The organism is Curtobacterium sp. 8I-2 (assembly GCF_902506155.1).
GTDB classification, from domain to species: Bacteria; Actinomycetota; Actinomycetes; order Actinomycetales; family Microbacteriaceae; genus Curtobacterium; species Curtobacterium poinsettiae.
Map to the genome: position 1 here is coordinate 1,298,392 of NZ_LR732827.1, position 13,749 is coordinate 1,312,140.

The following is a 13,749-nucleotide window of genomic DNA, read 5'->3' on the forward strand; positions in this document are numbered from 1 at the left end:
CTACCGGGAGGCACGGCGTCGGCGGGCGCGGTTACCGGTCGTCCTTCGGCTGTCGCCACCAGGGCAGTTCGTCCTCGGGGATCTGGTCGGTGACGTCCCACTTCGCCTGGCGGGGCTGCTGCTCCCGCTCCGGTGCGGGCGCCCGGGTGTCGTGGACGACGTCGACGCGGTCCGCCTCGGCGGTCTCGTCCAGGTCGTCCCGGCCGGCGACGAACTCCTCGGTGCTCCACGGGAACGCGGGCTGGGCGTCGGTGGGCACGCGCGGCGGTGCTGCCGCGGGGGCGGTGGCCGTGGGCGGCTCGGGGGCGGGCTGCTGCGGCTCGGCGTCGGAGCCGGTCACGCGGCCGCGCAGTGCACCGGCTCGTCCCCGGACCCCCTCGGCCGCGCCGGCCAGACGGTCGCGCAGGCCGCCCAGGGCTGCTCGTCCGGCACCGCGTCGCACCGGTTCGGGCTCGGCGGCGAGGCGGTCGGCGGCCACCGCGTCGGTCTTCGCCCAGTCGGGGAGCTCGACGTCGTGGTCGGTGTCGCCGGCACGCGGTGCGCGGGGTGGAGGCGTGGGTGCGGAGGCGGGGTCGGGTTCGCGGGCGGGCCGCGCCGGTGTCGCGTCGGCCGGCTCGTCCCCGACGACCTCGCTGCCGATCGGCCCGGTCGTGTGTTCGGTCGTCGCGCGTTCGGTCGTCACCCGCGGGCGCGCTGCCGTCGACCCGTCGTGGGACTCCTCGACGACGAAGCGGTGCACGTCGGTGGTCCGTCCGGCCCCGGCCTGGTCGAGCGCGGCGAGCAGGGACCCCTCGCCGAGGTCTGCTCCGGCGCGCGCGGTGTCGTGGTCCTCGTCGGCCTCGGCGGCCTCGTCCGCTTCGGTCCAGCGCTCGCGCCTCCACCCGCCCTCCGGCAGGCGGACGAGGTCACTGCCCGCGGCGAGGGCGATGATCGCCGGCAGGCCGACCTCGAGTGCGGCGAACCCACCGACCGCCAGGGCGTTCGGGCCGACGTCGGCCAGGCGTCCCGGGCCGAACGATCCGGACGACACCCAGGCGACGAGCCCCGTGAGCACGCCGGCGACGAGTCCTGCCGCGACGCCGCCGAACGCACGGTGCAGCGCGGAGTCGGCGGTGCCCAGGGCCCGCACCAACCGGGGCCGCATCGAGCCGCCGATCGCGAACCCGGCGATGACGGGCACCAGGATCCAGACGAGCCCGAACGTGTGACCCGAGGTCGGCAGCGCGCCGAAGACCGGCAGGCCGGGGATCGGGCCCAGGGTCGTGGCGATCGGGGACACGCTCGACCCGGTGCCGATGGCGAACCCGGGGCCGATCAGCCACGAGGTCGCCCACCCGACGAAGTCCGGCAGGAACGCGAGCTGTCCGACGGTGAGCGCGACGCCGCCGATCACCCCGGCGTGCGACTGCTCGTACAGGGTGATGACCTCGGCGAACGAGGTGAAGAGCAGCAGGCCGACCAGCACCGCGGCCACGCCGACGACCACGGCGGTCGCTGCGGTCCCGGCGCGCAGCCCGAACCCGGCGACGGACCGCCAGACGGCTGGGACGCGGTCGACCAGGTCGATGACCCGCTGGGTGACGGCGTCGGCGGGCATGTCCCGGCGACGACGGCAGACCTCGGACGCGGCGAGTGCGGGGATCCCGAACCAGAGCGCCGGCAGCACCACGGCCTGCCAGAGCGTGGGGTGGGTGGCGGCGGAGGTCGTCGACAGCGCGACGGCCAGACCGAGGAGCGCGACGACGGCGGTGCCGACCAGCAGGCCGGTCGTGCGGTGCTCGGTCTCGGCGAACCGGCGTCCGGCACGGGCGCCGAGCCAGGCGGTCACGACCGCGAACCCGAGGGCCGCCAGGGTGACGTGGATGGGGTCGGCAGCGCCGCTGACCCCGGTGCTCTTGGCGAGTGCGGAACCGAGCAGGAACGAGACGTCGACGCCGTGCCCGACGAGCCAGACGCTGCCGGTGGCCTTCCAGAAGACGTCCCAGTCGACCTGCAGGCCGTACTCGAACCCCCAGAGCAGCGTCAGCGGCACGAGGGCGATCCCGATGCCGACGCCGACCGTCACGACCGCCTCGATCGCGGCGAGCAGAGCGGTTCCCAGGCGGTTCATCGCAGCGAGGATACGTGCCCCTCGCGCGGCCACCCCGGAGCCGCGCGGCTGCCGACGCAAAACACCGGTGTTCGCAGGACGAACACGCGCAGGACGCGGTTCACCCGACGAACACCGGTGTTTTGCGGAACGGGCTCGTCGCTAGCGGGCGGCGACGACCTCGCGCAGCAGCGCGGCGGTCTCGGACGGCGTCTTGCCGACCTTGACGCCGGCGGCCTCGAGCGCCTGCTTCTTCGCCTCGGCGGTGCCGGCCGAACCGGACACGATCGCGCCGGCGTGGCCCATCGTCTTGCCCTCGGGAGCGGTGAAGCCCGCGACGTAGCCGACGACCGGCTTGGTGACGTGCGCCTTGATGAACTCGGCCGCGCGCTCCTCGGCGTCGCCACCGATCTCACCGATCATCACGATGGCCTCGGTCTCGGGGTCGGCCTCGAACGCGGCGAGCGCGTCGATGTGCGTGGTGCCGATGACGGGGTCGCCGCCGATGCCGATGGCGGTCGAGAAGCCCAGGTCACGGAGCTCGTACATCATCTGGTAGGTCAGGGTGCCGGACTTCGAGACGAGGCCGATCGGCCCCTTGCCGGTGATCGTCGCAGGGGTGATGCCGACGAGCGACTCCCCCGGGGTGATGATGCCGGGGCAGTTCGGCCCGATGATCCGGGTCGTGCCGCCCTTCGCCTTGGCGTGCGCCCAGAACTCGGCCGAGTCCTGCACGGGGATGCCCTCGGTGATGACGACGACGAGCGGGATCTCGGCGTCGATGGCCTCCGTCACCGCGTCCTTCGCGAACGCCGGCGGGACGAAGACGATCGAGACGTCGGCACCGGTGGTGTCGATGGCCTCGCGCACCGAGCCGAAGACCGGCAGCTCGACGTCGCCGTGGGTGACGGTGGTGCCGGCCTTGCGGGCGTTGACACCGCCGACGACGTTCGTGCCGGCCTTGAGCATCAGGGCGGTGTGCTTCGTGCCCTCGCCACCCGTGATGCCCTGGACGATGACCTTGGAGTCCTTGTTGAGGAAGATCGACATGGTCAGTCCCTTCAGGCCGCTGCGGCGGCGAGTTCGGCGGCCTGCTCGGCCGCATCGTCCATGGTCGCGGCGACGGTGACGAGCGGGTGCGCTGCCTCCGCCAGGATCCGACGACCCTCTTCCACGTTGTTGCCGTCCAGACGCACGACGAGCGGTTTGGTGGCCGCGTCGCCGAGGATGCCGAGCGCGGCGACGATGCCGTTCGCGACGGCGTCGCACGCGGTGATGCCGCCGAAGACGTTCACGAACACGCTCTTCACCTGCGGGTCGCCGAGGATGACGTCGAGGCCGTTGGCCATGACCTCGGCCGAGGCGCCGCCGCCGATGTCGAGGAAGTTGGCGGGCTTCACGCCGCCGTGGCGCTCACCGGCGTAGGCGACGACGTCGAGCGTCGACATGACGAGCCCCGCGCCGTTGCCGATGACGCCGACCTGGCCGTCGAGCTTGACGTAGTTCAGCCCGTGGGCCTTCGCCTTCGCCTCGAGCGGGTCCTCGCTGGCGGTGTCCTCGAGGTCCTTGTGGCCCTCGTGGCGGAAGTCGGCGTTCTCGTCGAGCGAGACCTTGCCGTCGAGTGCCAGGATCTGGCCGTCGCCGGTGCGGACCAGGGGGTTGACCTCGACGAGGGTCGCGTCCTCGCCCTTGTAGACGTCGTAGAGCTTGACGAAGACGTCGGCGACGGCGTCCTGCAGCTCCGATGGGAAGTTCGCCTGCGCGGCGATCTCGAGCGCCGCGGCCTTGTCGATGCCGGTCAGCGGGTCGACCTCGACCCGGGCGAGTGCCTCGGGCTTCTCGACGGCGAGCTGCTCGATCTCCATGCCGCCCTCGACGCTGGTGAGCGAGAGGTAGGAGCGGTTGGCCCGGTCGAGCAGCACGGAGAAGTAGAACTCCTCGGCGATGTCGGCACCCTGGGCGACCATGACCCGCTGGACGGTGTGGCCCTTGATGTCGAGGCCGAGGATGGCCTGCGCGTGTTCGAAGGCCTCGTCCGGGGTCTTCGCGACCTTGACGCCGCCGGCCTTGCCGCGACCGCCGACCTTCACCTGCGCCTTGACGACCACGACGCCGCCGATCTTCTCGGCCGCCGCCTTCGCCTGCTCGGGGGTGTCGGCGATGATCCCCTGCAACACGGGGACGCCGTAGGACTCGAAGAGGTCCCTGGCCTGATACTCGAAAAGATCCACGCTGTTCTTCTTCCCGCACGGTTCGTGCGATCGGCATCGGTTTCCCGGTCGCGCACTCCACATCGAGGGTCGCTCGATGTCGAGACAACGGCCGCCACGCAGCCTAGCGCTGCTCGGTGGACGGCCGGTGCACGGATGCCGGAGCGGGCCGGCTCCGACGGGCGTGAGCCGCTGCGCGCATCGCTGGGACCGGCCTCAGGCTCCCGCTCGGCACTGTGGATCGGTGCACCCTGAACTCCGTACCCGCGCCACCGAGGTCTTCGGCTGGAAGCTCCGCCCCGACCAGGAGTCCGTCATCGACGCGGTCCTCGAAGGCCGCGACGCCCTGGCGGTCATGCCCACCGGTTCGGGGAAGTCGGCGATCTACCAGGTCGCCGGCCTCGGCCTGGACGGGCTCGTCGTCGTGGTCTCCCCGCTCGTCGCGCTGCAGGAGGACCAGGTGGTCGGGCTCGAGCACCATCCGGGTGCACCCCGCGCCGTCGCCCTGAACGCCACGAAGAAGGCCCGGGACGTCGCCGATGCCTGGGACGCCGTTGCCGCGGGCCAGGTCGGCTACGTGTTCCTGGCGCCCGAACAGCTGGTGAAGGACGACGTGCTCGAGCGACTCCGCGATGCCGGCGTCGCGCTGGTCGCCGTCGACGAGGCGCACTGCATCTCGTCCTGGGGTCACGACTTCCGACCCGACTACCTGGCGCTCGGCGAGGCCGCGGAGCGCCTGGGCCGCCCACCCGTGCTCGCCCTGACCGCGACGGGCTCCGCTCCGGTGCGGGACGACATCGTCGAGCGGCTCCGCATGCGCGACCCGTTCGTGCTCGCGTCGGGGTTCGACCGACCCGGCATCCGACTCGAGGTCATCCGGCACGCCGAGGACGCCGAGAAGCGCCAGGCCGTGGTCGACCAGGTCGCCGAACTGGACGGGGCCACGGTCGTCTACGTCGCCACCCGCGCCGCGACCACCGAGTACGCCGATGCCCTCGCCACCCGTGGTCGTCGCGCGCAGCCGTACCACGCCGGCATGCGCGTGGCGGAGCGCGAGTCCGTGCACACCGGGTTCCTGGACGGCGACGTCGACGTGGTGGTGGCGACCAGCGCGTTCGGCATGGGCATCGACAAGCCCGACGTCCGGTACGTCGTGCACGCCCACGTCCCGGAGTCGGTCGACGCCTACTACCAGGAGATCGGACGGGCCGGGCGGGACGCCGAACCGGCCGGCGCCACCCTGCACTACCGCGCCGAGGACTTCGGCCTGCGCACCTTCTTCGCGTCCGGCTCCCCCCGGCCCGCATCGGTGCGGGCCGTCTTCGACGCCGTCCCGCCCAGCGGCTCGATCGCCCGTTCCGCGCTCACGGAAGCCTCGGGGCTGTCGGCCCGCACCGCCGGCCGTGCGCTCAACGCCCTGCTCGACGCCGGTGCCCTCCGAGACGACGTCGACGGTGTCTCCCGGATGCCGGACGGCCCCCGGGACGCCGACCGTGCGGCCCGCGCCACCGCCGACCGAGCCGCCGAACGGGAACGGGTCGAGGAGTCCCGCATCGCGATGATGCGCCAGCTCGCCGAGACGACCGCGTGCCGCCGGCAGTTCCTGCTCGGCTACTTCGGCGACGAGCTGCCGGAGCCCTGCGGCAACTGCGACACCTGCTCGTCCGGCACGGCACGCGACGCCTCCGCCCACGTGGCCGACGGTGCGAACGACGCCGTCTGGCCACCGGATGCCCGCGTCGAGCACGCGGAGTGGGGCACGGGCGTGGTGATGAGCACGGAAGAGGACCGCATCACGGTGTTCTTCGAGTCCGCCGGTTACCGCACCCTCGCACTCGCCGACGTCGAGGAACGCGAACTGCTCGAACGCGTCTGACAGCGGCACGGACGGAGCACGGACGGAGCACACCGGCGGCCAGCGCACCAGCGCAGCCGACCCGGGCGGGGAAGGCGCGGCCGCTCGACCACCCGTCGGCGACCGCGCTCCACTCCCCCGAGCATCGGCGATGCTGCCGTGACGGCGTGACCGGAAGGTGACGCCCGGGTGAACACGACACGAAACCGGACAGCCGCCAAGCACCCGCGGGTAGGCAGGAAGCCCGCAACGGAAAGGAACCACCATGAGCGACCCCGGCATCAGCCCCGTCGACGACTTCGACTCCCAGCAGCGTCGCGACGACGACATCGACCGTGAGCACGTCGGCCCGTACGAGGTGGACGAGGCCGAGGAGTCGCTCGAGACCGTCACGAACGACGCGGTCGCCGGTGAGACGGTGGAACCGCAGCCCGGTGACGGCTCCGACGACGGTCCCACCGGCGGCTCCCCGCGCGAGGGCTCGCCCGACCTGTGGGAGCACGAGAACGAGCAGGACGAGGACCGCGCCGACCTCGGCAACGACCTCGGCACGAAGCCGCTCTGAGCGCTGACCTGATCAGGCTCCCCCGGAACACGGCTCGGTAGCATCGGGCCGTGTTCCGACGAGTCCGTGCCAGCGTCCGCAGCATGCCCTCGGCGGCGCGGCTGCTGGCCGTCGCGGTGATGCTGCTGGTCGCCGCCGCGGCGCACCTCGCCGCCCGCTCGGAGCCCGGTGGCCGCTGGGTCCCGCTGCTCGTCGCCGGCGTCCTCGGCGCGCTGGTCACCGGTTCCCCGACCCGCCTCTGGCCGATCCCCGCGATCTGGCTCGTCGCGACGCTCCTCGCCCTGACCGGTGACGCGCCCGTCGACCCCGCCTCCACACGGGTCGCCGTGATCGTCGGCGCAGTCGCGCTCCTGGTGGCGATCGCTGTGGACCTACGACCCGTCCTGCGGGCGCGACGCCGACGGGGTGCGGCGTGACCACCCCACGGCCTGGAGGCTCGGCGCACGACCCGCACCGGGCCTCCCGGCCGTCTCCCGCGCACGTCCACGACCGTCACCTGCGTCGGTTCCTCGCCGACAGCACCCCCGTGGCCGCGGGCGGCCGCGCCATCCTGCTGCAGATCGCCGACCCGGTCGTCGCGGCCGGTGTGCGACGGCACTCGGACTTCGCCCGGCGACCCCAGCAGCGGCTCGCCCACACCCTGATGTTCATCTACGCCGTCGTCATCGGCACGGAGTCCGACTCGGCGACCGCGACGGGCTTCGTCAACCACGCGCACGGGCCCGTCGCCGGCGCCGACGACGTCGACCGGCAGCTCTGGGTGGCCGCGACCCTGTTCGACTCCGCCCGGCGGGCGCACGACCTGTTCGGCACGAAGGTCTCCGCTGCCCGGGCCGAGCAGGTCCTCGCCGCCTACGCGCCGATCGCGACCGCGCTGCGGGTGCCAGCGGAGCGCTGGCCGACCTCGGTGGCGGCGTTCGACCGGTACTGGCAGCAGACGCTCGACGGACTGCAGGTCACCGACGACGCCCGCGGGGTCGTCCGTGACCTGCTGCACCCGCGGTTCGCGCCGCTGTGGGTGCAGGCGGCGATGCCCCTCGTGCGCATCGTGACCGTGGGGATGCTGCCGGAACCGGTGCGCACGGCGTACGGCTTCGCGTGGGGGCGGCGCGAGGAGCGGCGCTTCCGGCGGACCGTGCGGGTGGTGGCCGGGGTGCGGGCGCTCGTGCCGCGGGCGCTGCTGCGGGTGCCGGGGCCGGTGCTGCTGCGGGCGATGCGGCGGACCGCCGAGCGACACGGCGCGGTACGGTAGCGGGCATGTCGGTCGACCACTTCGCCATCACGGTCCCGCGTTCCTGGTTCGAGCTCCCGGTCGATCCGGAACGCCGCGACGACCGGATCAGCGCCCTCGTGCAGGAACGCATCGAGGACCACCGGGAACTCTGGGACCACCGCACCGAGATCGTCCGGGTGCTCCGCCGGTTCGCCCGCTCCGCCTGGGACAGCGGGGCGCGGTACTGCGCCGCGTTCGCCGAGCCCAGCGAGGACGGCATCGTCTCCGGTGCCCTCACCGTGACGGTCCTGCCCGCGCCCGAGGCCGGCGGGGACCCACTCGCCGCACTGACCGACCACGTCGCCGCGCTCGGCGGGGACGACGACGGGATGCACGTCGACGTGCACGAGGTCCCTCGCATCGGCCGGGTGCCGCGCGTCTGGGGCGTCTCGACGGTGCAGGCACCGGACGGCCGCGGATCGTTCGACGTCGTGCTCATGCAGACCTTCGTGCCGGCCGGCGACCAGGTCGCCCTGGTCAGCGTCTCGTCACCCGCGACCGACCTGGCCGAGCCGCTGTACGAACTGTTCGAGACCGTCACCGACACCTTCGAGCTCATCGACTCCGCCACGGTCGGCAGCGAGGTGTCCTGATGCGCCTCTGGCCGTTCCGGAAGAAGCGCAAGGTCGTCGAACCCGTCGTCGAACGGGTCGGAGAGCGTGATCTGGCGCAGATGGCACAGCGCGGAGAGCTCGCCCGTTCCGTCGTCACCCCTCCCCTGGCTCCGCGTGCGAGCGCCGACCGGGTCCGGGCGACCGTGGCGCAGATGCCCGGCCGACCACTCGGCTCGTCCGGCGGAAGCACCGCGCGACGCGACGCCGCGCCGGCCCGCCAGGCCGCGGCGGCCGTGCTCGTCCTCGACGGCGCCCAGCGGGTCACCGTGTCCGGCGGGGGACTGATCGGTCGCGATCCTGCGAGCTCCCATCCCGACGGCGGATACGCCCACATGATCGCCCTGGAGGACCCGGAGCGGCTGCTCAGTCGTACCCACCTGGAGTTCGGGTTCGGTGCCGAGGGCTCGCTCTGGGTGCTCGACACCGCGTCGGCCAACGGGGTCGAACTGCAGCGTCCGGGGTTCCCCCCGGCGATGCTCGTTCCGTCGCAGCGCACGACCGTGCGGCCCGGGGACACCGTGGTGTTCGGCGGGCACTCGCTCCGCGCCGAACCCGCCGTCGGACTCGTCAGCGAGACGCCGCTGGGCTGAGCCGACCCTGGACCGGGCAGACTGCTGCGGGGTGCGCACGCTCCGGGCTGCGCCCCTGCGGCCGGCGCTAGTCGCCGGCCGGCACCTGCACGAGTCGGAGCGCCTGGTCGGCGTCGTTCAGCAGAGCCCGGCCGGCGACGCGGTCCTGGGTGACGAGGCTCTTCGACAGCTTCGTGCCGATCAGGTCGCCATCGACCGTGCTGAGCGGCGCGAGGAGCATGCCCCGACGGGCCTTCTTCGCGTCGACCTGCCAACCGCGGAACCCGCTCGCCACCCCCTCGACGTCTCCCGCCAGGACGAGCCCGACCGAACGGCCCCGGTCGGACTCCATGATCGCCCGGAACACCGGTTCGGCCGGCGACTCCTTCAGGGCTTCGGCGTCGTCGACGAGCACGAGCGTGAAGCCCGCGGCGCCGGTGTCGATGGCGGCGGACAGGCCCTCGGCTCCGATCGCACCATCGGTCACGACCGTGGCTCGTGGCGCTCCGTCGAGCGCCCGCAGCGGGGACTCCCGCGGGGTCACCGCGACCACCGAACCACCGGCAGACAGCACGTGGCGGGCCATCGCGACGAGTGCGGTGCTCTTGCCCGAGCGGGGGCTGCCGCCGACGATGAAGACCGAGGTGTCCTGCACGAAGTCGTGCGTGAACAGCCGGAGCTCGTCGCCGCCGACGCCGAGTGCGACCCGGCCGACCGACGCCTCCGCCGACGGCAGGTACCGCACGGCGTCCTCGAAGGTGATGGAGCGCGGGAGCACGTCGATCCGGAACGGCTTCGGGGCGTCGGCCGACACGTGCGCACGGACCTCGTCACCGATGCCCCGGAGCGCGGCGGCCTGGTCGCGGCCCCCGAGTCCGCCGGGCAGAACGGCGACCTGGGTCTCCGTCGCCGTCGCGTTGCGGAACCCGCGCCCCGGCGGGATCGACTCCGGCAGCTTCTTGCCGTTGATGCCCTCGTAGTTGTAGTCGCCGCGGTCGGCCAGGGCAAGCAGCAGCTTCCGTTCCACCTGGCTCGACATCCGGCCGGACGTGAGGGTGCGGTCGCCGGAGACGACCAGGTGCACGCCGACGCCGACGCCCTCGCGCAGCAGGGTCTGGACGGCATCGTGCAGCATGCCGTTCTCGGCGTCCGCCAGGGTCGCCATGAAGCTCTCCCACTGGTCGAGGAACACGACGACGTGGGGCATCGGCACGGTGCCGGAGTCGGTCCGCTGTTCGGCGATCGACGAGTAGCCGCCGGCGGAGAACGCGGCCTGGCGCTCCTGCACCGTGCGGAGCAGGATGCCGAGCAGCCGCGAGACCCGGTCGGGCTCGTGCCGCTGCACGACGGCACCGCAGTGCGGCAGAGCACCGAGGGCGAGCAGGGCACCGTTGCCGCAGTCGATCCCGTACATGTGCACGTCGCCGACGCCGAGCCGCAGGGCCATCGCACCGGCGAGGGTGCGGAGGGTCTGGCTGCGACCGGAGCGTGGCGAGCCGATCACGAACAGGTGGCCGTCCGCGTCGAGGTCGAACACCGCCGGGCGCTGCCGCTGGTCACCGGGGTGGTCCTCGACGCCCCAGGCGACCGCCAGGGGCGCCAGGTCGCCGGTGCCGGTCGCCTCGACGTCGTCGAGCCCGACGACCTCGCCGAGCGGTGGCAGCCAGGGCTTCCGCTGCTCGGGGGTGCCGAGGGCTCGGGTGGCGTCGTCGATGGACGCGACGAGGACGCTCAGGTCGGTGACCTCCACGTCGCTCGCGGCGGCCTCGACGGCGGCCGGGCGAGGGGCCGGGTCACTGTACGAGGCGAACGTGAGCTCGCGGACCAGGGCGGGTCGGGCCTCCTGGTCGTCCGTGCCGGGCCGGCGCCCGCCGACGCGACCGGACTGGAACGGCAGCAGCGAGGCCGCGCCGAGCCGCACGTAGGCGCGCCCCGGGGTCGACTTCGCGATCCGCGCGGCGTCGTTCGCGCCGATGACGTCCTGGCTCTCCGACTGGTCGGTGACGCGCAGCGCGATCCGCAGGTTCGTGTTCGCGCGGATCTCAGGCGAGACGACGCCGCCCGGTCGCTGCGTGGCGAGGATGAGGTGGATGCCGAGGGAGCGACCGCGCTGGGCGATGTTCACCAGGCCCTTGACGAAGTCGGGCAGCTCACGGGCGAGCGAGGCGAACTCGTCGATGACGATCAGCAGCCGCGGCAGGCTCGGGATGGTGTCCCCGTTCGCCGCACGCTTGGCCTGCAGGTCCTGGTAGTCCTCGAGGTCCTTCGCGCCGACCTCCGCGAGGGCGTGCTCGCGGGTGCGGAGCTCGGCACCGAGCGACTCGAGCGCGCGCTCGACCTGGTGCGTGTCGAGGTCCGTGACCATGCCGACGGTGTGCGGCAGGTCGACGCAGTCCTTGAAGGCCGCACCGCCCTTATAGTCGACGAGCACGAAGTTCATCTCGTCCGGCCTGTTCGCCACCGCCAGGGACGCCACGATCGTCTGCAGCAGCTCGGACTTGCCGGAACCGGTCGTGCCGGCGACCAGGCCGTGCGGACCGTCGTTCCGCAGATCGATCGCGAACGGCCCGTCGATCGACGCCCCCACCACGGCGGTGGTGCTGCGGCCGCCGAGCAGCCAGCGAGCCTGGACGGCCTCGGACGTCGGCGGTTCGAGCTGGAGGACGTCGAGCAGGCGGGCGGACGAGGGGATGGCGCCGTCCTGCACGTCCGGGCTGGCGTCGACGATCGGCGACAGCGACCGGGCTACCCACTCGAGCCAGTCCTGGTCGACCAGGTCGGGGCGTGCGTCGTCGATGCGCTCACTGCGCTGCTGGGTGACCCGCACCCGGTCGTCGCGGACGACCACCACCGCGTCGCACTCCTCGGGCAGGAGCCGTTCGTCCAGGTCGAGGCAGATGCTGAACACCCCGACCGACGGCCCCTCCTTGAGCACCTGCACGAGCGAGGGCATCGCGCGGAGCCGCCGTGCGCCGTCCATCACGACGACGATCTCGTCAGCTGGCGGGGTCTTCTTGCCGATACCCGCCTCTTTCCGGGCGTCGATGATCGCGGCGAGCTCGGCGATCGCCCGCGCGGTCGACGCGGCGTTCGAGGCGATGCTCGTCATCGGCTGGTCTGCACCGTCCCGGCGGACGTGCGGCAGCCAGGACATCCACTCCCACAGCGACGTGCGCGTGGTGTCGGTGAGCAGCGTGAAGGTGACGTCCTTCGGGCTCTGCAGCGTCGCGAGCTGCGCGACCACCCAGTTCGCCAGTCGTCGGGCGTCGTCGTCGGGACCGGCGATGCCGATCACGCCGCGCTCGGCCAGACGGATGCGGACCGGCACGTCCGTGGCGTCCCACGCCACGGTCCGCTTGTGGGACAGCTGCTCCGGGTCCTCGATGGTCACCTCGGAGCGCTGCGTCGCCGTGCCGACGCGGACGAGCAGGTGGTCCGGATCAGTCCGGCGTCGCTCCCACAGTCGCGGCAGCGGCGTGACCGCGGTCTCGTAGACGGCGGCCGGGTCCGGCGCGCTCGCGATCCAGCGTGCGCGTTCGGACTGGAGGCTCTCGGTCGCGTCCGCCTCGATCCGCGCCTTGGTGTCCTCGTACTCCACGACGCGCTGCCGGTACGTCTTCTTGCCCTGTCGGCGACCCTGCAGCCCTGTGATGATCATCAGGACCGGCGACAGCAAGGCGATGAGCAGGTAGATCCAGCGGCCGGTTGTCGACACGAACATGACCGCCATGCCCATCGGCGCCAGTGCCATCAGGATGGGCAGCGCCCGGGCGGGGGGCTCGGTCGGCGGCGGCGGCAGCTGGTAGCGGGTGTGCTCGTCCGGGGGCAGGATGCGCGGCGGCCGGTTGTACTCGAGCGACATGCCGTCGTCCGCCAGTGACAGATGGGCGCCACGGTCCGGAGCGCGGCCGAATCCGAGCAGTACCGCACCGATCGCGAGCTGTGCTGTCTCGGGCCAGTCCGTCTCCTCGGTGACCGGCTCACCGTCGAGCAGCGCTCCGGAGAAGCCGTTCGCCGGACGCACCTTCGCGCCGTCGGCGGTCACCGTGACCAGCAGGGCGATCTCCGGCACCGTGTCGACCCCCGACGCCTCGGCCTCCACCTCGTCCGTGGTGCTCACCGGCACCCGCACGTGCGCGGACCGTGCTGTACCGATGGTCACCGTGCCGGTGCTGACCCGGACAATCGTCCCCGCGTGCAGCCCGGAGACGATCCGGATCTCGGCGTCGGTCAGCGGACGGAGTGGCTGCGGCGGCACCTGTTCCAGGCTGCGGCTCACCACCACTCCCTCCCGGACACCGGACTCGGCGACCGACGCCGAGAGGTCGAGCTGCTGCTCCCCGACGAAGTACACCGGAGTCCGACCGGAGGCGTCGACGTCCGTCGCGATGAGGCGCTCGGCCTCGGCCACCAACTCGCGCACCGCCCGGGAATCGTCACCGTCGACGTAGACGTTCGCGGTCTGGCCGCTCTCGCGGTCGACCATCGTGAACGTGAAGGTCATGGCAATCCCCCGTAGCGTTGACTTCGTGTCGCAGGACGATGGTAGTGTCCATCCCACACGCCCCGTTGGG

At 72.7% G+C, this 13,749-nt stretch carries 10 protein-coding genes; 6 read left to right on the forward strand and 4 right to left on the reverse strand.

Features of this window, described 5'->3' with window-relative positions; translation table 11 throughout:
* Positions 1–31: 31 nt before the first annotated feature.
* From BOSE127_RS09945 to sucC, 3 genes are all read right to left on the reverse strand, one after another.
* Positions 32–2,110, reverse strand: a complete 2,079-nt coding sequence (locus BOSE127_RS09945) for a cell division protein PerM (RefSeq protein WP_159557050.1) — start codon at positions 2,108–2,110, stop codon at positions 32–34.
* A 141-nt stretch (positions 2,111–2,251) separates the two neighbouring features.
* Positions 2,252–3,139, reverse strand: coding sequence for a succinate--CoA ligase subunit alpha (sucD, locus tag BOSE127_RS09950; RefSeq protein WP_042539799.1), 888 nt, complete (start codon positions 3,137–3,139; stop codon positions 2,252–2,254).
* 11 nt (positions 3,140–3,150) lie between these two features.
* Positions 3,151–4,320, reverse strand: coding sequence for an ADP-forming succinate--CoA ligase subunit beta (gene sucC / locus BOSE127_RS09955; protein WP_031260265.1), 1,170 nt, complete (start codon positions 4,318–4,320; stop codon positions 3,151–3,153).
* A 223-nt stretch (positions 4,321–4,543) separates the two neighbouring features.
* Here sucC and BOSE127_RS09960 point away from each other — a divergent pair, with 223 nt between their 5' ends.
* The 6 genes from BOSE127_RS09960 (at position 4,544) to BOSE127_RS09985 (ending at position 9,196) form a co-directional block, all read left to right on the forward strand.
* Complete coding sequence (locus BOSE127_RS09960; RefSeq protein WP_159557052.1) at positions 4,544–6,175, forward strand: RecQ family ATP-dependent DNA helicase; 1,632 nt, start codon at positions 4,544–4,546, stop codon at positions 6,173–6,175.
* 244 nt (positions 6,176–6,419) lie between these two features.
* Entirely contained in the window at positions 6,420–6,719 is a 300-nt protein-coding gene (locus BOSE127_RS09965; protein ID WP_159557054.1) for a hypothetical protein, read from the forward strand.
* A gap of 50 nt (positions 6,720–6,769) precedes the next feature.
* Positions 6,770–7,135: a hypothetical protein gene (locus BOSE127_RS09970; RefSeq protein ID WP_159557056.1), complete on the forward strand. Its 366-nt coding sequence runs from the start codon at positions 6,770–6,772 to the stop codon at positions 7,133–7,135.
* A complete protein-coding gene (locus BOSE127_RS09975) occupies positions 7,132–7,971 on the forward strand; it encodes an oxygenase MpaB family protein (protein WP_159557058.1) in 840 nt (279 codons plus the stop codon). Before BOSE127_RS09970 ends, BOSE127_RS09975 begins: the two co-directional genes overlap by 4 nt.
* Before the next feature lie 5 nt (positions 7,972–7,976).
* Entirely contained in the window at positions 7,977–8,585 is a 609-nt protein-coding gene (locus tag BOSE127_RS09980) for a hypothetical protein (RefSeq protein WP_017888159.1), read from the forward strand.
* The gene (locus BOSE127_RS09985) at positions 8,585–9,196 is read left to right on the forward strand and encodes an FHA domain-containing protein (protein WP_159557060.1); all 612 of its coding nucleotides are present in this window, start codon (positions 8,585–8,587) and stop codon (positions 9,194–9,196) included. Before BOSE127_RS09980 ends, BOSE127_RS09985 begins: the two co-directional genes overlap by 1 nt.
* Before the next feature lie 67 nt (positions 9,197–9,263).
* Here the strand turns inward: BOSE127_RS09985 and BOSE127_RS09990 are convergent, their stop codons facing one another.
* Positions 9,264–13,679, reverse strand: a complete 4,416-nt coding sequence (locus BOSE127_RS09990) for an FtsK/SpoIIIE domain-containing protein (protein WP_056071947.1) — start codon at positions 13,677–13,679, stop codon at positions 9,264–9,266.
* Positions 13,680–13,749: the final 70 nt, after the last annotated feature.

What these genes read in the sequence shown, in the direction of transcription:
- BOSE127_RS09945 (WP_159557050.1), bottom strand. Translation starts at nt 2,110, where the DNA reads ATGAACCGCCTGGGAACCGCTCTGCTCGCCGCGATCGAGGCGGTCGTG.
- sucD (WP_042539799.1), bottom strand. Translation starts at nt 3,139, where the DNA reads ATGTCGATCTTCCTCAACAAGGACTCCAAGGTCATCGTCCAGGGCATC.
- BOSE127_RS09965 (WP_159557054.1), top strand. Translation starts at nt 6,420, where the DNA reads ATGAGCGACCCCGGCATCAGCCCCGTCGACGACTTCGACTCCCAGCAG.
- BOSE127_RS09980 (WP_017888159.1), top strand. Translation starts at nt 7,977, where the DNA reads ATGTCGGTCGACCACTTCGCCATCACGGTCCCGCGTTCCTGGTTCGAG.
- BOSE127_RS09985 (WP_159557060.1), top strand. Translation starts at nt 8,585, where the DNA reads ATGCGCCTCTGGCCGTTCCGGAAGAAGCGCAAGGTCGTCGAACCCGTC.
- BOSE127_RS09990 (WP_056071947.1), bottom strand. Translation starts at nt 13,679, where the DNA reads ATGACCTTCACGTTCACGATGGTCGACCGCGAGAGCGGCCAGACCGCG.